Source organism: Gracilibacillus massiliensis (genome assembly GCF_001458115.1).
Lineage (GTDB): Bacteria > Bacillota > Bacilli > Bacillales > Amphibacillaceae > Gracilibacillus > Gracilibacillus massiliensis.
On sequence record NZ_CZRP01000012.1, the window covers coordinates 21,955 to 42,744 of the forward strand.

14 protein-coding genes and 1 other annotated feature are annotated in these 20,790 nt (G+C 36.1%); of the genes, 5 read left to right on the forward strand and 9 right to left on the reverse strand.

What is annotated here, in order from left to right:
* Positions 1-10: 10 nt before the first annotated feature.
* Positions 11-2,152, reverse strand: coding sequence for a pilus assembly protein PilM (gene pilM / locus BN3107_RS07740; protein WP_058307068.1), 2,142 nt, complete (start codon positions 2,150-2,152; stop codon positions 11-13).
* A gap of 160 nt (positions 2,153-2,312) precedes the next feature.
* On the opposite strand from pilM, the gene BN3107_RS07745 reads away from it, so the two are divergent.
* The 4 genes from BN3107_RS07745 (at position 2,313) to motS (ending at position 6,938) form a co-directional block, all read left to right on the forward strand.
* Positions 2,313-3,377: a bifunctional 3-deoxy-7-phosphoheptulonate synthase/chorismate mutase gene (locus tag BN3107_RS07745; RefSeq protein WP_058307069.1), complete on the forward strand. Its 1,065-nt coding sequence runs from the start codon at positions 2,313-2,315 to the stop codon at positions 3,375-3,377.
* An 877-nt stretch (positions 3,378-4,254) separates the two neighbouring features.
* Positions 4,255-5,250, forward strand: a complete 996-nt coding sequence (ccpA, locus tag BN3107_RS07750) for a catabolite control protein A (RefSeq protein WP_058307070.1) — start codon at positions 4,255-4,257, stop codon at positions 5,248-5,250.
* Positions 5,251-5,335: 85 nt separating this feature from the next.
* Positions 5,336-6,160 (forward strand): flagellar motor protein MotP, encoded by an 825-nt coding sequence (gene motP / locus BN3107_RS07755; protein WP_058307071.1) that lies wholly within the window; start codon positions 5,336-5,338, stop codon positions 6,158-6,160.
* Complete coding sequence (motS, locus tag BN3107_RS07760) at positions 6,150-6,938, forward strand: flagellar motor protein MotS (RefSeq protein ID WP_058307072.1); 789 nt, start codon at positions 6,150-6,152, stop codon at positions 6,936-6,938. The genes motP and motS overlap by 11 nt, the downstream gene beginning before the upstream one ends.
* A 661-nt stretch (positions 6,939-7,599) precedes the next feature.
* Here motS and BN3107_RS07765 read toward each other — a convergent pair.
* The 5 genes from BN3107_RS07765 to BN3107_RS07785 all read right to left on the reverse strand — a co-directional run bounded on the left by BN3107_RS07765 (position 7,600) and on the right by BN3107_RS07785 (position 15,378).
* Positions 7,600-8,790 (reverse strand): IS110 family RNA-guided transposase, encoded by a 1,191-nt coding sequence (locus tag BN3107_RS07765; protein ID WP_058307073.1) that lies wholly within the window; start codon positions 8,788-8,790, stop codon positions 7,600-7,602.
* A 384-nt stretch (positions 8,791-9,174) separates the two neighbouring features.
* Entirely contained in the window at positions 9,175-10,347 is a 1,173-nt protein-coding gene (locus BN3107_RS07770; protein WP_316245024.1) for an acetoin utilization protein AcuC, read from the reverse strand.
* Positions 10,334-10,984, reverse strand: a complete 651-nt coding sequence (locus tag BN3107_RS07775; RefSeq protein WP_058307075.1) for a CBS and ACT domain-containing protein — start codon at positions 10,982-10,984, stop codon at positions 10,334-10,336. The genes BN3107_RS07770 and BN3107_RS07775 overlap by 14 nt, the downstream gene beginning before the upstream one ends.
* Before the next feature lie 12 nt (positions 10,985-10,996).
* On the reverse strand, positions 10,997-11,617 hold the full coding sequence (locus BN3107_RS07780) for a GNAT family N-acetyltransferase (RefSeq protein ID WP_058307076.1): 621 nt from the start codon (positions 11,615-11,617) through the stop codon (positions 10,997-10,999).
* Positions 11,618-12,345: 728 nt separating this feature from the next.
* Positions 12,346-15,378: a transglycosylase domain-containing protein gene (locus BN3107_RS07785; protein ID WP_058307077.1), complete on the reverse strand. Its 3,033-nt coding sequence runs from the start codon at positions 15,376-15,378 to the stop codon at positions 12,346-12,348.
* 123 nt (positions 15,379-15,501) lie between these two features.
* Positions 15,502-15,713, forward strand: a binding site (T-box leader).
* Between the two features lie 71 nt (positions 15,714-15,784).
* Here BN3107_RS07785 and tyrS point away from each other — a divergent pair.
* Complete coding sequence (tyrS, locus tag BN3107_RS07790; protein ID WP_058307078.1) at positions 15,785-17,056, forward strand: tyrosine--tRNA ligase; 1,272 nt, start codon at positions 15,785-15,787, stop codon at positions 17,054-17,056.
* Between the two features lie 98 nt (positions 17,057-17,154).
* Here tyrS and BN3107_RS07795 read toward each other — a convergent pair whose 3' ends face one another.
* From BN3107_RS07795 to BN3107_RS07805, 3 genes are all read right to left on the reverse strand, one after another.
* Positions 17,155-18,183 carry a DUF3231 family protein gene (locus tag BN3107_RS07795; RefSeq protein ID WP_058307079.1) on the reverse strand — a complete coding sequence of 343 codons (1,029 nt, stop codon included), beginning with the start codon at positions 18,181-18,183 and terminating at the stop codon, positions 17,155-17,157.
* Positions 18,184-18,408: 225 nt separating this feature from the next.
* On the reverse strand, positions 18,409-19,428 hold the full coding sequence (locus BN3107_RS07800; protein ID WP_058307080.1) for a cytochrome d ubiquinol oxidase subunit II: 1,020 nt from the start codon (positions 19,426-19,428) through the stop codon (positions 18,409-18,411).
* 6 nt (positions 19,429-19,434) lie between these two features.
* Positions 19,435-20,772, reverse strand: a complete 1,338-nt coding sequence (locus BN3107_RS07805) for a cytochrome ubiquinol oxidase subunit I (protein ID WP_058307081.1) — start codon at positions 20,770-20,772, stop codon at positions 19,435-19,437.
* Positions 20,773-20,790 lie beyond the last annotated feature (18 nt).

Consider the following 20,790-nt stretch of genomic DNA (forward strand, 5'->3'; position numbering starts at 1 on the left):
AGCCGCCATACTAGGAGTGACGGCTTTCTATATTTATTTCTATTTTATCATTTGGCTGCAGTTGTTCGAAGAAAGTAACAGGCTGATCATTTCGTTTAAGCTCGACTTTACCCTTAACTTGCGTGAGATCGATTGAAATAAATCGAAAAATATCTTGAAAAATAAACGGTTCTGTTTTTTGTTCGATAAATTGAAGTTTGTCCTGATCGGCTATTTCATCTTCTAATCGAACAACCTCACCTCGTCGATATACTTTAAGCAAATCTTTTGTCAATGTAATAGGTTTATTATTATATAAAATTTTCATGACTTTTTGATAAGTGATTTCCATTTTGTCAAGAAGCTCTAGTAGTGTTGGTTGATTACCTGTGTATGTTTCTAATTTGTCACCATTCTTTAGTTGTGCATCTAAAATAGCAGGAACATTATTATGTAATAAAGCACTACTATATTCTGGGAATTCTTTTCTGTGATCATCGATCCATATTGTAAAAGGTACATTTATTTGCTCTACAATTTCATTTTCTTTTAGAAATTGTTGTAGGGTTAGTTTCTGATTATATTCGATGTGATCGCCATCTTTTAATAGATATGTTGAAGATATCTTTTGCTTATTTACTAGAATGTTAGGTTTTACAGTAAATGCTTTTTCATTGTAATAAACGGTTACAGAAGATGTTTCACCAATAAATTCAGCAAGTGTCATCGTAGCTGGTTCTCCGTCATTACCTTTTTCAATGGTTAGTATATCTCCATTCTTTACCTTGTCATCAATACTTTTTTCTTCCTCATTTAGAATGATTTTTGGTGCTGTTCCAAAACTTCCTGGCAATGTCACTTGTTTACCATTGTAGGTAACGATTGCTGCCATTCCAGGCTTACCATATAGTTTCTTTATATTAATTCCTGCAGCAAGTAAACAATCCGCGATCGTTAATTCTTTCATTTCAAATAACCGAACGACACGGTCATTAACTTTCACACTAATATAGTGAACGGGGTTTTGTTTAGCAGCGATTGCAATTCCGATTGGTGTAATGAATTCAGGGCCGATTGGTAGATTTTCATCTTTAGATAATAGTTGAATCGCATCTACGCCTCTTATTGCAACACGGTTCGTCGGTAATTTTAACTTAATCGCTACTCTTTTTGCTAATTCAGGGGTTTGACTTCCGCCTCCAACTAACATGACGGCTTTTGGAGGGGCTCCGTTCAATGAAATAATCTCTTCCGCAATTGAACTTGCTAGTGTATCCACGGCGGGAAGGACGTGTTCGACTAATTCTTCGTACAAGATCTCTTGCTCAAAACCGAGAATATCTGAAACGGTTGCTTTTTTATGTAATGTTATCTCTTTTTTGAAATCTTCAGCTTGATTAAAATCTAATAAGTAGTGATCACTAATTGCTTCTGTGATCTCATCACCGGCTTTTGGGACCATGCCATATGCTGTAACAGCTCCTTCTGATGTTAAGGCAATATCACTAGTACCTGCTCCAATATCAACGAGAGCGACGTTAAGGCGTCTCATAGAAGGGGGAATCAATACATGGATTGCAGCTATCGGTTCTAATGTTAAGGCCTCTAATTGCAAATCTGCTCGGTTTAAAGCAGACAGTAAGGATTCAACAACAACTTTTGGTAAAAAGGTTGCAATGATTTCTGCTTCCGCTATTTGGCCTTGTTGGTCGATTAAAGATCCAATTTCTTCACCATCCAGTGAATATTTAATAACAGAATAACCAACACAATAATAATTATGGCTAGGATCATCTTCTTCATCGGTTGCTAATTGGTATTGTGCTTTTTGAACAGCTTCTAATTCGAGAAACAAAATATCTTCATCATTCATTAAAGGTTGTTTTGTTATGTCTTTTGATGTATGTACTCGATTTGTTTTTAAGGCCCTTCCAGCGGCAGCTACACAAACCTTTTCTAAAATCGTATTATGTTTCTGTTCTAAGTGTAATTTCACTTGCTGAATTACGCTAGCCACTGACACAATATCGTGGATTTGTCCATCTAACATCGAACGTTCATTATGTTCAACCATATAATAATCAATTAATTGATACTTCTGATCTCTTTGTTCCATCAATAGTCCAACTACTGATCTCGTGCCTATATCAAGTGCAAACATTTGCTCAGCCATACGCTTTTTTTCCTTTCTATTTTGAAAAAATTTTAAATATTCTATAAAATATTGCTACTAACGGGTGACAAGTCGACATTTTTTAGCTATAATTATCCCTAATTATATAGAAAGTATAACATTTTTTTTGGATTTTAAAATAGGAGTAGGGGGATTTATAATGAGTAATGAACAATTGGATCAGCTTCGTGAAAAGCTTGACCAAGTTAACCTAGAAATACTAGAGTTAATTAACAAGCGTGCGGAATTGGTGAAAGAAACTGGTCAAGTCAAAGAAAAACAGGGTGCGAACCGTAGTTATGATCCAGTTCGTGAACGTGATATGTTAAATCTTATCAAACAACATAACAATGGCCCTTTTGAAGATTCTACGATCATTCATTTGTTCAAAGAAATTTTCAAAGCAGGACTTGAACTGCAAGAAGATGACCATAGTAAAGCTTTACTTGTATCTCGTAAGAAGAAAGCGGAAGATACAGTTATTGATATAAATGGTGATAAATTTGGCGATGGCAACCAACACTTTATTTTTGGACCATGTGCGGTAGAAAGCTATGATCAAGTAGCGGAAGTAGCAGCTGCGATTAAGAATGAAGGTTTAAAATTAATTCGTGGTGGAGCCTTCAAACCGAGAACATCACCTTATGACTTCCAAGGTTTAGGCTTTGAAGGTCTAGAAATTTTGAAAAAAGTATCTGACGAATACGGATTAGCTGTTGTTAGTGAAATCGTAAATCCAGCTCATATTGAAGAAGCCGTTAATTATATTGATGTCATTCAAATTGGTGCGCGTAACATGCAGAACTTTGAATTATTAAAAGCAGCTGGGGAAACAAACAAACCTGTTTTATTAAAACGCGGTATGTCTGCGACGATTTCCGACTTTATCAATGCAGCAGAATACGTTAATTCTAAAGGGAATGGCCAAATCATTTTATGTGAACGTGGTATTAGAACATATGAAACAGCAACACGTAACACATTAGATATCACAGCTGTTCCAATCTTGAAACAAGAAACACATTTACCGGTGATGGTGGATGTAACGCATTCTACTGGTAGAAGAGACTTATTGTTACCAGCAGCTAAAGCAGCATTAGCAATTGGAGCAGATGGTGTTATGGCTGAAGTACACCCAGATCCAGCAGTAGCATTATCCGATTCAGCACAACAAATGGACATCCCAACGTTCCATAACTTTATGAAAGAATTATTGAATAAATAATACGAAAAACTCCTGCCCAGCAGGAGTTTTTTATCTTTATAAACAAAAACATCTACATGATGTATATAAGCAGGATTATGCGACATAACTCTAGTTGATAATTATGAAATGATTTGTGTGCGTAAAAACCGCTTCGGCTTGCCCACTTTCCCTTTCCATGGGCTTTTTCCTGAAGATCCACTTTTCCAAGCAAAAACTGCATGGAAAAGTGGATCTTCAGGAAAAACAATCCCATAGGAGTGGAAGTGGCCGCCTACGCTAGTGGGACTCTACAACTATTGCAAATGCTAATATTTTGGATGGTTACAGATATGAACATTTTTTGTTAATTAGGATAAGTAATCAAAAGACAAATTCATAGGCGATATGGAATAACGTCAATATGAGTATTCTTACTTTAGTTGTAGAGCATTAAAAAGCGCAGGCGTCCGCTTCCACTCCTGCGGGAAGTTTTTATCCGAAGATCCACTTTGGTAAGTGGTCTTTGCTTACCAAACTTAGCTGAGGAGAAAAACCCGCGGAAAGGGAAGCGGACAAGCCGTAGCGGTTGTTACGAAGTACTAAAATCTCATAATTACCACCAGAGTTATGTCGCATAATCCTTCTTAAGCGTTATAAAATCTGTTTAATTTTTAGATTTTTACTTTCATTTATGTTGTAAAGAGGGTTTAAAAATTAAAATATTTGACGTTTTGTAGACATAATTTATGAAAATTTTCATAAATTATTGTTTTTTATTGTTAATTTTCATGAAAAATTTGTTATAATGTGAATGATATACATAAATAATGTAGATATGGTTGAATCTTTGCAGAAATACTGTTTGTAGCGTATGATGAGAGAAATAAACCGTTAATGAATATTGGAGGTTAAAATAATGAATATAACAATTTATGATGTAGCAAGAGAAGCAAACGTCTCCATGGCTACGGTATCACGTGTTGTCAACGGAAACCCGAACGTAAAACCGGCAACAAGAAAAAAAGTATTAAACACAATTGAAAGATTAGGATATCGTCCTAATGCAGTCGCTCGTGGACTTGCTAGCAAAAAAACTACAACAGTTGGTGTTATCATCCCGGATATTTCAAGTATTTTCTTCTCTGAATTAGCTCGAGGTATTGATGATATTGCAACAATGTACAAGTATAATATTATCTTAAGTAACTCTGACCAAAACAAAGATAAAGAATTACGTCTAATAAATACCATGTTTGAAAAACAAGTGGATGGTTTAATTTATATGGGTGCCACTATTAGTGAAGACCATGTACATCAACTTAAAACATCACCAGTACCTGTAGCATTAGCTGCTTCTATCGATTCTAGTGAAACGATTCCTGCGGTAAATATTGATTATGAACAAGCTGCATATGAGGCGACGTCTTTATTGATTGAAAATGGCACAAAACATCCAATCTATGTAACTGGGGAAGAAGACTCAGTTGTTAATACTAAAAAATATGATGGATATGTAAAAGCAATTAAAGAACATAATAAAGAAGTCAATGAAGAATACATTATTTCTGCAGAATTCTCACATGAATCAGGTGTTGAAGCCGCAGAAAAAATACTTAAAATAAAAAATTATCCAAAAGCTATATTTGCTGCTACCGATGAAATGGCAGTAGGTATCATTCATGGAATGCAAGACAACGGGGTGAAAGTACCTGAAGATGTAGAAGTATTTGGTTTTGATAATACACGTTTAGCAACAATGGTGCGTCCAACGCTTTCAACTGTAGTGCAACCAATGTATGACATTGGAGCTGTTGCAATGCGTCTATTGACGAAATTTATGAATAAAGAAACCGTTGAAGAGCAAAATGTAGTTTTGCCACATCAAATTGTTAAAAGAAACTCAACAAAATAAAAGAAATGCCGATAATAAAACTAGGGTGATTAATACACCCTAGTTTTATTAATTTTGCGAGCTTTTTACTAGGGAGAGAATACAGATGAATAAAAGAGATTTATTTACTCCAATCGGTATAACAGTTGGATTTTTAATGATTATGTTTGGAATCGTAAGTAGTGGTGGAATGGGAGGATTTGTAGGTTTTGTGCAAGGATCCTCTGCATTAATTGTACTTGGAGGTTTACTAGCAGCACTACTTGTTAACTTTAATATAAAACAAATGAAAACGACTAAATATGTGCTTCAGGAAGCTTTTAAACAGAATGATCATGATTTAGCCGATTTGATAGAATTATTTGAAAGACTTTCTGAGCGAGCAAGACGTGAAGGCTTGTTAGCGCTTGAAAATGAATTGGATGAGGTTGAAGATCCATACATACGAAAAGGTGTTTTGCTTGCTATTGATGGGATTGAGCCAGAAGTAATCAATGATATTATGAATGCTGAAATAGATGCAATGGAAGATCGTCATTATCGCGGTCGTCTTATCATCGAAAAAGCAGGAGAATATGCTCCAGCTTGGGGGATGATTGGTACATTAATTGGTTTAATATTAATGTTGCAGAATCTCGAAGATCCTACCACTTTAGGTCCCAGTATGGCAGTTGCCTTATTAACGACATTCTATGGTTCTGTATTAGCCAACTTGGTGTTCACACCAATGGCTGGGAAGCTAGAAACGAAAACGAGTGAAGAAGTCTTTATGAAACAGGTAATCATTGAAGGTGTCATTGGTGTACAATCTGGACAAAATCCAAGAATTTTAAAGGAAAAATTAAGTGCCTTTTTATCAGATAAAATGAAGAATAATAAAGTTGTAGAAGAAGAGGAGAACTATACGGAGGAATCCTTTAATGAAGCGTAGGAATAAACGTCCAGAAAGTAAAGGCGCACCAAAGTGGATGACAACCTATTCAGATATGGTAACACTAATACTGGTATTCTTTGTTTTATTATTTTCGATGTCACAAATAGATGCAGAGAAATTCAGAGCAATTGCTGAGGCTTTTCGAAGTGAAACAATATTTGAAGCCATGCCATCTATTATTGAAGAACAACATCCAACAGAAAATACCGAAGTGTTGAAAGAAGAAGAGAATGATGATAAGCAAGAAGATACCACTCCGGCTGACGATGAACAGAATGGTTCAGAACAAAATGCGGTTACAAAAACACCTGAACAAGACGAATTGGATGAACTATTAGCAGAAGTGGAAAACTTTTTAAATGAGAATGATCTAAATCAAGTGATTTCGGCTACTCGAACAGATCAGGGGGTTGTATTGGTCTTACAAGAAAGTGTTCTATTTGATACCGGAGAAGCTGATGTACTTAATCCGGCTAAGCCTTTCTTAAATAAGGTGAGCACATTACTTTCCAATATACCAAATGAAGTAAGGGTGGAAGGTCATACGGATGATCGACCGATTGCTAGTTATCGATATCCTTCCAACTGGGAATTGTCTGGTGCACGAGCAAGCAGTGTTATTCGCCATATATTAGAGTCGAATGATTTTAATGAGTCTCGTTTTATTGCAGCTGGCTTTGGTGATACTAGACCAGTAGCATCAAATGATTCTGAAGAAGGTTGGAGTGCAAATCGAAGGGTAGAAATTGTCATTTTAGATTCAGAACAAGATTGAGCATGAAAAGAGATTGGGACAAAAGAATATTTAAATAGAAAAATCCAAACGATTTCGAAAGCTAAAGCTATTCGGATCGTTTGGATTTTATTCGTAGTAGAAAGGTACTACGCAACAATGGATGTATATTTAATAGAAAAAGTGGTAATTTTGAAATGTGTTATTGACTAATAAACCGCTCCGGCTGCCCACTTTCCTTTCCGTGGTTTTTTCCCTTCAGCTAACTTTTCCAAGCAAAGATCGCTTGAAAAAGTGGATATTCAGGTAAAAAGTTACCACAGGAGTGAAAGTGGGCGGCCTACGCTAATATATTTGTTCTACAACTACTGTAACAGATAGCATTTTGAGCGGTTTCTTCAATCAACGAATTTATAAAATGAGAGAAAAGGCATAATGCTATCTTATACTAGCGTTGTAGAATATCAAATTAGCGTAGGCGTCCGCTTTTACTCCTACGGGATGTTTTTATCCGAAGATCCACTTTGGTAAGCGATCTTTGCTTACCAAAGTTAGCTGAGGAGAAAAACCCGTGGAAAGACCAGCTATGGAAAGTCAACCCTAAAAACCTTAATGTTTCAAATGATTTTTTGTCTAAAAAAAGGCATGCGAAAATACACCTCCTTGGAGAGGTGTTTTAAAAGGAAAGTATGTTCGGTATTGCTTATTTCATATGTGGTTCATATGGTTTGTTGTCTCGTAATATGGCAAAAATAATATGTGTTAGCTTTCTAGCTACTGCTCCAACAGCTACATAATGCCCTTTTCCATTATCTCTTAATTTATTGTAAAACTGTGATAATGCCGGATCACACTGACTTGCTGAAAAAGCTGCTCCCCAAATAGCCCTTCTCAGATAAGGAGAACCTCTTTTGGAGATATGCACTTCAGTGGCGTTAAATTTACCAGATTGTTTCACCGCAGGATCTAGCCCTGCAAAGGCAACTAATTGTGCTGGTCGATCAAAACGTTTTATCGAGCCAATTTCACCTATGATAACCGCAGTTGTAACATCTCCAATGCCATTTATAGTTGGTAAATAAGTTGCTTGTTGTTGGATGAGAGTGGACAGTTTTTCGTCAATTTGTTGGATTTGACGATCTAGTAAAGAAAGTTGTTCAAGTAAGAGATGGATTTGTGTTCGAAAAGAATCTGTGCCCATTGTAATACCAAAGCTTTCTGCTGCTGATTCTTTTATCTGTGTCGCTTTTTTGCGTGCTCTTTTTTTACCATATGCTCGGTTACTGGCCTCATTTAAAAATGTTGCCAAGCTGTCTGTGTCAATGCTTTGTATGTCTTCTGGCATTGGATAATGAAAAAGTAATTCAGAGGAAGATGCACCGAACACTTCAGAAAACAGATCCTCATATTCTGGGAAAATCTGATCAAGAAGAGTGATGACCTTTCGTTTGATATCAGAACTTTGATCTACCAGGGAATAACGCAATCTTTCCAAATGCCTAATCTGAAGCAACTCTTCTTCAAGAAAAGGGGTTGCTTCTGGTGCATCGATACGAATAACTTGTGCAATGAGAAAAGCATCACGAGTATCTGTTTTTGTCTTTCGTATATAAAAGTTTCGTAAAGCGTCCGATTGTAAAGGATTGAAGGCCGTTACCTTAAAACCAAGCTGGGAAAGAAAAGTGAACACAGAAATCCAATAATGTCCGGTTGCTTCTAACCCACAAACACAGTTATCAGGAGTGAGTTGATGCTTGTTTATAAAGGTTAACAACTTGTCACTGCCAGGTTTTGAATTCGAAAAACGTAGGGTTTTTCCTATTGATTTCCCTTGCTGGTCGATCAACCCAGCTTCGTGTTCTTTTTTAGCAATGTCAATTCCTAAATAGTACATGTAAACACCACCTATATGATAGATTAATCAGAAAAGAGGAACCCTCCACTTCTTTATAGATATCCATCCTCGTTCGATATTCGACAACATTTGTGTCATCCAGCTGATACGAACCATTCTATAAAGAAGGAGGCATCAGACTTTCCGACGAAGACAATGCTTCAAGGGAAGAAACGATACCTCCATCTGATTACCTCCATTATACAATGTAATGGAGATACCTTAAAATTAAGGTTACCTATATCATACGAGGGAAGCGGACAAGCCGTAGCGGTTTCTAAGCACACACATCATGTCAAAATTACTACATCATTTATTGCGCAGTATCCGTATATTAACTAACAATGCATAGCGATTGTTAGTGTTTTAAGTTAAGAACAACATTTATGTCTTATCCCCTTTTTTATTTTCAATAAATTTTAATACTTGTTTATACATTTTTTTGTTGTTTTCGCTAATTTCTGCTCTCCTCGGTATGTCGCGATAGAAAGTTTCTGAATCTTGCCAACTTGTTGGAAGGGCAACTGGGGATAACGGCTCCCATTTATTCAACCAGTCTTTAGTTATACTACCTTGAAAAATCGCATTCTCTTCAGTCATAACCTTCCATAGTTGCGACCATGCTCTCGGCACAACTTTCCAAATGTCATATCCACCACCACCTAAAGCCACCCATTTACCATTACAATATTGATGGGCAAGATTATGTATAATCACAGGAATTTGTTCAAAAATATCCAAAGTACAATGGAGGTGTGTTAATGGATCTAATGCATGTGCATCCACTCCGTGTTGACTTACAATAATATCAGGTTGAAAATAGGCCGTTATTTCTTCTAGACTATTTTTAAAAACTTCCAAATAGGAGTCATCCTCTGTAAATGCATCTAAAGGGAAGTTAAACGAATAACCAAATCCATCCTTCACACCACGTTCACTTGTTTTACCTGTACCAGGATATAAATATCTCCCTGTTTCATGAAAAGATACAGTACATACATTAGGATCATCATAAAAGCAATGTTGCACACCATCTCCATGATGTGCATCTGTATCAATATATAAAACTTTCAGATTGTAATGATCTCTGATATATTTTATAGTTATTGCAATATCATTAAAAATACAGAATCCTGATGCACGTGTAGGAAATCCATGATGCAATCCACCCGCTAGATTTAAGGCGTGTTTTACCTTTCCTGATAACACCTGGGAACATGCTTCAAGTGAACCACTTACTGTCATGAGAGATGCTTCGTACATATTAGAAAAGCTAGGTGTATCATGCGTGCCAATTCCATATTTATGTGGATCAATTCGCTTTCCTTCACTAGCTTGTTTGACAGCCTCTATATAATCCTTAGAATGTACAGACAAAACGTATTCTTCTTCCATGAGCTGTGGAGCAATGATTTGTTTTTCAGATAATGACTTGCTCATTACTAATAAATCTTTTGTTAAGAGCAAGCGATTCTGATTGAAGGGATGCTCTTCATGAAAAGAATAACGTAAGAAGTCATCGGTATAAATAAAAGCTGCGTGCTTAGAATTCATCATTATCCTCCCTATATGGATATAAAATTTGATATTCAGAGTCTTTGAAATCATTGACAATTGGGAGAGGATTCATTGTTTGAATTCGGAAGACAAGCACTTTGTATCCAGGACTTTCAGGATCAGGATAACTGTAAACGGATACAATTTTGATATTTCTTTTTGTGAAGTACTGACATACATCTGATAAGACACCAATTTGATCGGGAACTTTGATCTCTAATTGTGTACTAGGCGAATGGGTACCAGTTAATTGGATAAAGGCATACAACATATCTTTCTCTGTAACAATTCCAACTAATTTCTTATTTTTCACAACTGGTAAGCAAGCGAATTCTTTTTGATAGAAAATAGTTGCAACTTCTTCAAAGAATTCATATGGATGGGTTGTTACAACAGGTGTGGTCATAATTTCTTTAATGGAACGTGCTAATATTTCTTTGTTATAATTGTCATCTAATAAAGAAGGACTGGCATCTTTTACATCTCGATCTGAAACAATACCAATAACGTTATTTTCACTATTAATAATAGGTATATGTCGGATATGATTTTCTTGTAATACATATAAAGCTTCTTGAACTGTTGCTTCTGCAGTTAATGTGATCACATTGGTTTTCATAATATCTTTGACTAACATATATTCACTCCTTTAGGATAAAAATCGAAGTCGATCAAATAACTCTTTATCCTTTTTATCAACATGTTTTCCGATACGAACCATCAAACAATTGGCAGGATGTGCCATTATTTCAGGTTCATTAGTAGGTGCAGGATAAAGGTCACCTGACATCATCATTTTCTCCATGATTTTACGATAATCCCATACGCTTAATTGTGAGTAATTTAAATCCCAGTGCCAATAGTATTCAGTGGATAGAATGATGTAATTTTCCATGTTTTCGTCTTTCATGGAAAGTTCAATTAATCGTGATGCTAATTTATTTCCGCGATAAGCTGTTGCAATTTCGATTGCTCCTAATTCTAAAATATTGTCATAAGGATATTTTGACCAGCGTTCGATTGGATCGGGATGAAGATAGGTGACGTATCCGATAACCTCTTGGTCAGCAGTTGCAATATAAACTCTTGCCTCAGGTAAAGTGGAGATTTCTATTAATGCGTCTAATTGTTCTTTTGGTGGTCGAAATGCTGTAAGTTCCATATTCATTGTTAGGCTTGTTAGTTTTTGAGATGAAACTGGGCCTTCTAATGTAATATTTATACCATTTGCTTCGACCGATTCACACTGATAAAGCTTTGTATGTTTCAAAAGTTCTATCACCACCTCTAAAAGGATTCTATCTTCATTATATCGTATAAAAAGACAACTTAACAGCAACACCCCAATCAGCTTCACTATATCGTAAAAACAGGATTATGCGACACTATTGTAGTGGTAATTATGAGATATTACATGTTCTTTGCAACCGCTACGGCTGTCCGCTTCCCTTTCCGCGGGTTTTTCTCCTAAGCTAACTTTTTAAGCAAAGTGCGCTTTAAAAGTGGATCTTCGGATAAAAACATCCCGCAGGAGTGGAAGCCGACGCCTGCGCTTTTTTATAATCTGCAACTCAAGCAAGAATAATCATGTTGGAGTATTCACTATTTCCCATCAATTTATCATTATACTACTAATCAATATAAGTTGATTTATTGTATTGTGCAACCATCCAAAATATTAGCATTTGCAATAGTTGTAGAGTCCCACTAGCGTAGGCGGCCACTTTCCTCCTGTGGGATCGTTTTCCCTTCAGCTAACTTTTCCATGCGGTTTTTGCGTGGAAAAGTTAGCTGAAGGGAAAACCCCACGGAAAGGGAAGTGGGCAAGCCGGAGCGGTTACTAAGCACATATACCATTTCAAAATTATGTCGTTTAATCTTTCTTTTATGCAGTTTGGTTCTATTATGCTTTGAGCTTGTAATGAAACATTTACTGGTGTTTTGTGAGCTTGCAATATGAGAAAACACTCTTATCTGATGTAGATAAGAGTGTTTCGTTTATTCATCATCTGGATTTGGTTCTGGTTCAGGTTCTGGATTATTATTTGAATTGTCATCATTATTGTCGTTATTGTTTGAATCCTCACTCCCATTACCATTACCATTCCCGTTAGAATTACCGTTGTTACCAGACGAATCACTGTTATTATTACTGTCATTATTCGATGAGTTGTTACCATCACTATTATCATCATTTGAATTGTTATTTTCATCGTCAGGATTAGGTTCTGGTTTTGGATCAGGTTCTGGTTCAGAAAAGTCTCCCTTTTCGATTACTTTAGAAGGGGCGGACTCTTGTCCAAAATAATCGACTGCTCTAATATGATACACAGCTTTACTGCTAGGTACAGTAAAGGAGGTATCAGAAGTAGAGCCAATGCGTTGGAAATTTGCATCATCCGGATCACTTGCACGATAGATACGATAACCAACCACATCGTTGTTACTTGAATGATTCCAGTTTAACCTTTGATTATTAATTTGTAATGAAGTAGGGGCATTAGGTGCTTTGCCATCATTCTCTACTTCATTTTCATCCGGATATTTAATATCTTGCCATACACCTGATTTACCAGCCGTTAGTTGCTTTATATTAGCTAATTTGTTATATCCCATATCATTTAGCCATTCAGGATTAAAACTCACACCATCTCCATCGGTAAACTCTTCAGGTGTATTCTCTCCTGCTAAAACAACCTTATCTTTGATTGTAGCATAGCTTTCTTTAATTAGACTGTTGTCTCGTTTAGATGGAACATAATTAGCGTTATAGATATCTGATTGAACTAATCCAAGCTCACTACAAAGGTCAGATGCTAATAAGCCAGATGTAGCACAATATGATCTTGACACAATCCCACCAGGACTTTCAAATTTTTGCGATGGAGCCATTAAATCTGGACGGATTTCTGTTGCAGCATTTACTAATTGAGCCCAAAAAGTATTATTTCGGTTACTATACCCATCATCTAATCGTTGCCTATAATCATATCCCATCCATGTTCCAATAGTTACATTTGGGTTGGTAGCTACAAACCATGCATCTTTATAATCATTTGTTGTCCCTGTTTTTCCAGCCCAATCGACACTTTTATTGGTTAGGATTGCTCGGGCAGCTGTACCAGTACCTTGAGTTAATACATCACGTAACATATCGATCATTAGATAACTGGTTTGAGGGCTGAATACTTCGACTTCTTCGCTTTCATGTTGAAAAACAACTTCACCATCTTTTGTTTCAATCTTTTCAATCATATACCCATCAACAAAATTACCCATATTGCCAAAAGTGGCATATGCATTTGTATTTTCTTCGACTGTAACTCCGTTAGTAGGACTACCTAAAACTAAGGATCCATATTCGCCTTCTTCTTCAGCAATAGTAGTGAATCCCATTTTTTCTAAATAATCCGTTACTATACTAGTACTTTTTATTTGATCATAAACAGCAAAAGCAGTTGCATTGTGTGATCGGTATAATGCTTCTCTTACAGGAGTTAAACCATAATATCTCTGAGAAAAGTTGCTAGGTGTATGACCACCATAGGTTTTTTTAACATCTGCTATGACACTCCCTGGTTGTACTTCTCCCATTTCCATAGCTGGGCCATACCCTGCTAGTGGTTTCATCGTACTACCATTTTGACGTGTTACATTTGTTGCATGATTTTTTTGTGAAATCTCAAAGTCTCGACCACCTACAAAGCTTAAAATTCTGCCAGAACTATTTTCAATTAAAACAGAGCCTACTTGGACAGGTTGCTCACCTAATTGCACCATTTCTCCTGTTTCAGGATCTTCTATCATGATAGGCTTATTGTTATTATCATTACGAGCTAATTTATCTCTGCCAAAATTGTTATATTCTTTAGCGATCTTTTGGAAAACATCATACATTTCTTTATCAATCGTGGAATGAATTTTATAGCCATTACTTCCTAATTCACGATTGGCACGAATTTGATATTCTTCTTGTAATATACTGCTGGATTCTAACTCTTCTTTTGAATATCCATCTTGCTCAGCTAGCACTCCAACTAAAATATCAATAGCCCGATCTTTTAATTCTTCCATTAAGTATGGATATTTCTCTAAAATAGACTCTTCTTCTGGAATAAAATCAGCAACTATATCATAATCTAGTGCTTCTTGATATTGCTCTTGTGTGATGTATTTCGCTTCTAACATTCTGCTCAATACCGATCGCATCCTATTTAATCCAGGCTCAAGTCCTGCTTCATCTTTTACACCGCCACCATTTAGAAATGGTGTATAATAGGATGGGCTTTGTGGAAGTCCGGCTATAAATGCCGATTGTGGTAAATTTAATTCATCAGCATTCACACCAAAAATACCCTCTGCTGCTGTTTGAACACCTGCAATATTTTGACCTGATGAGTTTCTTCCAAATGGTACAATATTAAGGTAAGCCTCTAATATTTCATCTTTTTGAAAAAATTGTTCCAATCGCATTGCTAATAACATTTCTTTCGCTTTTCTTTCGAACGAAACTTCATTGGTTAAAATTTGGTTTTTAATTACTTGTTGTGTTAAGGTACTTCCACCAGTTTTCGTTGCGGAATTTGTTACCTCTTGAAAAACAGCCCGCATGATAGCCTTAGGTACAATACCATTATGCGAATTAAAATATTCATCTTCCGTTGCGATGACAGCATTTCGAACATTTTCACTCACCTTATCGAGAGAAGTTTGTTCTCTTAATAGCTCAGAACTGATTTCTGATAAAAAGATATTATCAGCAAAATATAGTTCGGAAGTTTCTTCATAGTTATAAATGGCACTTGCCATTTGTTCTTCCGTTTGTATTTCTTCGTCATCGACTAGTGAGGCAAAATAACCTGCACCTAATCCGGCTACAAAGAATCCACCGACAATACCTATCGTAATAAAAAATAAGACGATATTCCATAATATATGATAGCTTATACGTGTTGAGCGTTGGATAATCTTTTTTTGCCATGTTTCTTTCATGGCTTGCCATGTTTTATGAAAAAATTCTTTGAAATTCATACGATTACCTCCCATTATTCCCTTAAATATTATAGCATAGACGTCAAATAATTTCGGCATGATTTCACAAAAAAATATTGCATTTTGATTACAATTGTGCTAATAATGTTATAACAATTAAATACCATGGCAATGATTGATTGAAGTAGTGGTAAGATTCCCTTTCTTAGAGAGCTAGCGGTTTGGTGAAAGCTAGTAAAAAATCTTATGACGAATTACGTTCAAGAGCTTCTTCATGTAGAATGAAGACGGTGTGGTGTACATCGTTATTTCCTTAAGTGGCAATAGTTTATTATTGCAACAAGGGTGGTACCGCGAATTTTCTCGTCCCTTTTTCCTGGGAGGAGTTTTTTTATGTTTTAAAGTCTTTTTAATAAATTTAAAGAGAAAGAGGAGTGGAAATGAAATGCATATTTTAGATGAACTGGCAAAAAGAGATTTAATTCAACAGACTACAGATGACAAAGGATTAAGAAAACATTTAGATGAAAATGTAGTAACCCTTTACTGTGGATTTGATCCGACTGCGGATAGTTTACACATTGGTCACTTATTACCTGTACTTATGTTAAAGAGATTTCAGCAAGCAGGTCATCGTCCGATCGCTTTAATTGGCGGAGGAACTGGCATGATAGGGGACCCAAGTGGTCGTTCCTCAGAAAGATCACTCAATAGTCCAGAAGTCGTTAAAGGATTTAGTGACAGCATTAAAGAACAATTAGCAGGACTTTTAAATTTTGATCAAGGTGAGAACAGTGCCGTTGCTCGTAATAATCATGAATGGTTATCGTCAATGACATTTATTGAAATTTTACGTGATATCGGAAAACACTTTAGTATCAATTATATGTTAGCCAAGGACTCTGTAGAATCACGTCTCGAGAATGGCATCTCTTTTACCGAGTTTAGTTACATGTTGTTACAATCGATTGATTTCTTAAATCTTTATAAAAAAGAAAATTGCACACTACAAATTGGTGGCAGTGATCAATGGGGAAACATCACAGCAGGTATGGAATTGATTCGTCGTAAACAATTTGAAAATGAAGAAGACGAAGCAGAAGTGTTTGGTCTGACTGTGCCACTTATTACAAAAAGTGATGGAACGAAATTTGGTAAAACAGCAGGGGGAGCAGTATGGTTAGATCCTGAAAAAACGACTCCATATGAGTTTTACCAATTTTGGATTAATACCGATGATCGAGATGTACTTCGTTTCATTAAATACTTCACATTTATCGATTTTGAAGAAATTGCAGCATTAGAAAAGGAACTAGCAGAAGCACCTGAGAAACGAGTGCCACATAAACGATTAGCTGAAGAAATGACAAAACTTGTACATGGGGAAGAAGCACTGCAACAAGCTCAGAAAATTACCGAAGCGTTATTTAGTGGCGATTTAGCTTCCTTAAATGCGAAAGAAATTGAACAAGGTTTTAAAGATGTGCCATCGGTATCTATCGACAATAAAGAAATCGGCTTAATTGATTTATTAGTGGAAGCAGGAATCTCTTCGTCAAAACGCCAAGCACGTGAAGATATTAAGAATGGTGCAGTCTATATAAATGGTGTGAGAAATCAAGAATTGACGCATCAATTGACTCACGAGGATCGGATTGAAGATAAATTTACGATCATTCGTCGTGGTAAGAAAAAATACTTCTTAATCCGTTTTTAATTGATTGGAGAAGGAAAAAACTCAGTAGTTCAGTTTAGGAGTACAAATGGATGGTTTTGTACCCTGGATTGAACTACTTTTTAAATGGTGATATTTTTCTATTTCTTTTTCGTTAATTTTCCTCTGTCATCACACAATGGGGGTTCTTCCATCCAATTGTTTTCAATCATAATATTCATACCATCTTCCATATATTTAGCCATTTCAGAAGCTAGCCTTGTGTAATGAAGAATTAAGTCCGCACGTTGAGAAGTACCTATCGCAGTACCATAAAAACTGATTGTTGTTCCACCTAAAAAAGATTTGTGGTACATCATAAGTCTGTCAGAAAACGGGGATATCGTCGAATTGGTAATTTCTGAGCTGATTGATTTTGGAAAAGGGAGTTCTTCCAATGCTAATACGGATTGAAGAATTTCTATGTGTTTTGCATACATTTTTGATCCTCGCAATAAATATTTCTTTGCTTCCTTCGACTTGGAAACCTGAGCGAATGCCATTGTAAAAGCTCTGCTTAACTCAACTTTTTTCAAATCCCAGAATAGATGACTTATTTCAATACAACTTAACGGTCTATTTCCTCCCAGTAAACCTTCCATAAAGGCTTGTTTCTCGATAAAATGGACAGAGTCGGCAGGACTTATGATTGGTGGTCGTGATACAATTCCTTTTTCCAATAGTACATCTAAAGAATTATTGAACAACTCCATCGTTTCATTTTGACATTCAACAAAGTAATCTCTTAGGTCACGTCGCACATTAGTAGTTAATGCAGCGGCATACCCAGCTAATCCATTGACACTCATTACGTAAGTATAGGTCAGACATAAAGTCTCTTCGAATAAACGCGGAGCTTTTAGATTGACATCTTTTTCTGTATATCCATGGGGTACAGGGAACTTTTCTTCAATAAAATAGTCTTTGATAATTGGAACATGTCGTTGGGCAGTTTTTAGAGCAAATTGTAACACACGTCGAATTGATTTATCTTCAACGTGTTCTAGCATATATTTGTACATGCATATTGCCATCGTATCATTTTGATATTGTGACCAAAGATTAGCCATTTCAGGAGCGGTAAGCTTTATTGTTTGAGGAGTTGTCTTACTTGTATGTTGTGTGACCATAACGTTACCTCCAGTTTCATTTCTTATATTTTTTGGTCAATTTTTAGATGAATTCATTAACAATAACTTACCCTCAACTCAAATAATATATAAGCAATCTTCATCAATTTTCCGATGTGTCTTCAAATCAGCGATTATTCCTTCCAAACCAACCAAAAGGTTACAATAAAAGCAATGATAATAATTACAAATGGACCATAAAAATAAATAAATTCATCCACAAGATCACCCCTTATATTTTCCTTCGACATAGTTTTTGTTAAATAAAAATAGCCTTAACAATAAAAAAAGAGAAGGGAGTAATAAACATAGACCAGCTATAAAAGCAATAATTAAGGCTATTGCCATTCCTTCACTCGTAAACCCTTCTTCAATCGTTAAAAATGGGTAGAGAAGATATGGATAATGAGAAATACCATAAGCGAAAAAGGCTACAAGAAATTGACCAATTAAAAGGATAAACGCTAAGCCATATTTTCTTTTCTGCCATAGTAAGATAACGGTCGCTAGAAATAACAAGCCAGAAATAAAAAATAACCACCAAAGATCAAGCATGTTTTGAAAATGATCATAATTATGTGATCGTAATTCTATTATGATTCCGGATGCTGTCACCATTGTTGGAGCGGACCAAATTAACGCGTATTTCCTCAGTAATTTTGTTGCCTCTACATCCTTTGCTTTATTGGCATACCATGTGAGAAAAACGGCAGAAATATATAATACGGAAGCAAGACTTAATACGACAATACTCCATGTTAAAGGACTGGTAAATAACGCCGCATAATTTAATGATAGGCTGTTTGCTGATTCTGTAATAAAGCCGCCTTCTGAAATCGTTAATACAATCGAGAGCGATGCCGGAATTAACAGACCAGAAAAACCATACAAATAGATCCACATCTTACTTTTTAATTGACCATATGTGCTAAACGCATAATACGAGCCACGGATCGCTAAAAGTACAAGCGAGAGACTAGCTGGAACTAATAGTACTGTTCCATAATAATAGGCGGTACTTGGAAAAAATCCAACCATCCCGACAAAAAAGAAAACGAGAAATACATTGGTTACTTCCCAAACAGGTGAAAGATATCGTTGAATGATGTTACTGATAATATGATGCTTGTTTGTCATCACACTATATGCATTAAAGAAACCTGCACCAAAATCAATTGATGCAACTATGATATAGCCAAATAAAAAGATCCATAATACAGATATCCCAATTAATTCATAAGCCATTGCTAATCACCTTCTTTCCCTTTGACGGTCTAATAATTCTTGTTCTACTGGATTGTGTTTGAACATTCTGATCAGAACAAAGGCACTTGCAAATCCAAGAACCAAATATAACAATATAAACAGATAAAGCATCAAGTCTACCTGTCCACTTGTGGTGGCGGCATCTTCTGTTTTTAAAAGTCCTCTTAATACCCATGGTTGTCGACCCACTTCAGCAAGCCACCAACCAGCTTCAATTGCTAACATACAGAGAGGGCCTGAAGCAACAATTAACCATAAGAAGAATCTTCTGAGAATGAATTTTCTCCTCAACCAATTCCCTAACACATAAAAACCGGATAGTAATGCGGCGAACATTCCGATCAACACCATCGTTATAAATAAATAATGAATATATAAAGGTGGAATCTCGTCTTCGGGAAATTGGTCCAAGCCAATCACTTCAGCGTTTGGATCACCGTGTGCTAAGATACTTAATGCATAAGGTATTTTTATAGCATATTTGACTTCTTCTCCATTTTCTAAAATCCCGAAGAGCGTAAGAGAAGCAGCTTCTTCTGTTTCAAAATGCCATTCCAATGCAGCTAATTTCTCCGGTTGGTATTCAGCTAAGTATTTTCCGGAAAAATCGCCAATAATGGCCGCTGCAATTGAAAATACAAGGCCTACTTTCATTGTTAATAATAGTGCCTTTTTATGATAGTCATGGTTGGAACCTTTAAGTAAGCGGTATGCACCGATTGCAGCTAGAATAAAAGCAGATGTCATATAGGCGGTCGCTAATACGTGAGCTACTTTGGTTGGCATGGCAGGGTTAAACATAGCAATGAGTGGTTGAACATTAATTAAGTCACCATTCGAAAATTCAAACCCTTGTGGTGCGTTCATAAACGCATTTACCATCGTAATAAAAACTGCAGAAAAAGAAGCACCGACGGCAACAGGAATCAGTAATAACATATGTTTACGTTGATCTTCAAAGCGATCCCATGTATATAAATAAATACCTAAAAAGATTGCTTCAAAGAAAAAAGCAAATGTCTCCATAAATAAAGGTAATGCAATGACATTTCCAGCGAGCTCCATAAAGGTTGGCCATAATAAATTTAATTGCAGGCCTATCGCAGTCCCAGTAACGACGCCAACCGCCACCGTGATGATGAACCCTCTTGTCCATCTCCTAGCAAGCAAAATATAATGCTCGTCTTGTTTTTTAATACCCATCCATTGTGCAATAAAAATTAACAAAGGAATTCCAACGCCGATTGTTGCATAAATGATATGAAAAGATAATGTAAGTTCTGTTAATAACCGACTGAAAAATACTGCTTGCTCATTATCCATACGCTAAACTCCTTATCC

What these genes read in the sequence shown, in the direction of transcription:
- BN3107_RS07765 (WP_058307073.1), bottom strand. Translation starts at nt 8,790, where the DNA reads ATGTACTATTTAGGAATTGACATTGCTAAAAAAGAACACGAAGCTGGG.
- BN3107_RS07775 (WP_058307075.1), bottom strand. Translation starts at nt 10,984, where the DNA reads ATGTTAGTCAAAGATATTATGAAAACCAATGTGATCACATTAACTGCA.
- ccpA (WP_058307070.1), top strand. Translation starts at nt 4,255, where the DNA reads ATGAATATAACAATTTATGATGTAGCAAGAGAAGCAAACGTCTCCATG.
- motP (WP_058307071.1), top strand. Translation starts at nt 5,336, where the DNA reads ATGAATAAAAGAGATTTATTTACTCCAATCGGTATAACAGTTGGATTT.
- BN3107_RS07805 (WP_058307081.1), bottom strand. Translation starts at nt 20,772, where the DNA reads ATGGATAATGAGCAAGCAGTATTTTTCAGTCGGTTATTAACAGAACTT.
- motS (WP_058307072.1), top strand. Translation starts at nt 6,150, where the DNA reads ATGAAGCGTAGGAATAAACGTCCAGAAAGTAAAGGCGCACCAAAGTGG.
- BN3107_RS07770 (WP_316245024.1), bottom strand. Translation starts at nt 10,347, where the DNA reads ATGATGAATTCTAAGCACGCAGCTTTTATTTATACCGATGACTTCTTA.
- tyrS (WP_058307078.1), top strand. Translation starts at nt 15,785, where the DNA reads ATGCATATTTTAGATGAACTGGCAAAAAGAGATTTAATTCAACAGACT.
- BN3107_RS07795 (WP_058307079.1), bottom strand. Translation starts at nt 18,183, where the DNA reads ATGGTCACACAACATACAAGTAAGACAACTCCTCAAACAATAAAGCTT.
- BN3107_RS07785 (WP_058307077.1), bottom strand. Translation starts at nt 15,378, where the DNA reads ATGAATTTCAAAGAATTTTTTCATAAAACATGGCAAGCCATGAAAGAA.
- BN3107_RS07800 (WP_058307080.1), bottom strand. Translation starts at nt 19,428, where the DNA reads ATGGCTTATGAATTAATTGGGATATCTGTATTATGGATCTTTTTATTT.
- BN3107_RS07745 (WP_058307069.1), top strand. Translation starts at nt 2,313, where the DNA reads ATGAGTAATGAACAATTGGATCAGCTTCGTGAAAAGCTTGACCAAGTT.
- pilM (WP_058307068.1), bottom strand. Translation starts at nt 2,152, where the DNA reads ATGGCTGAGCAAATGTTTGCACTTGATATAGGCACGAGATCAGTAGTT.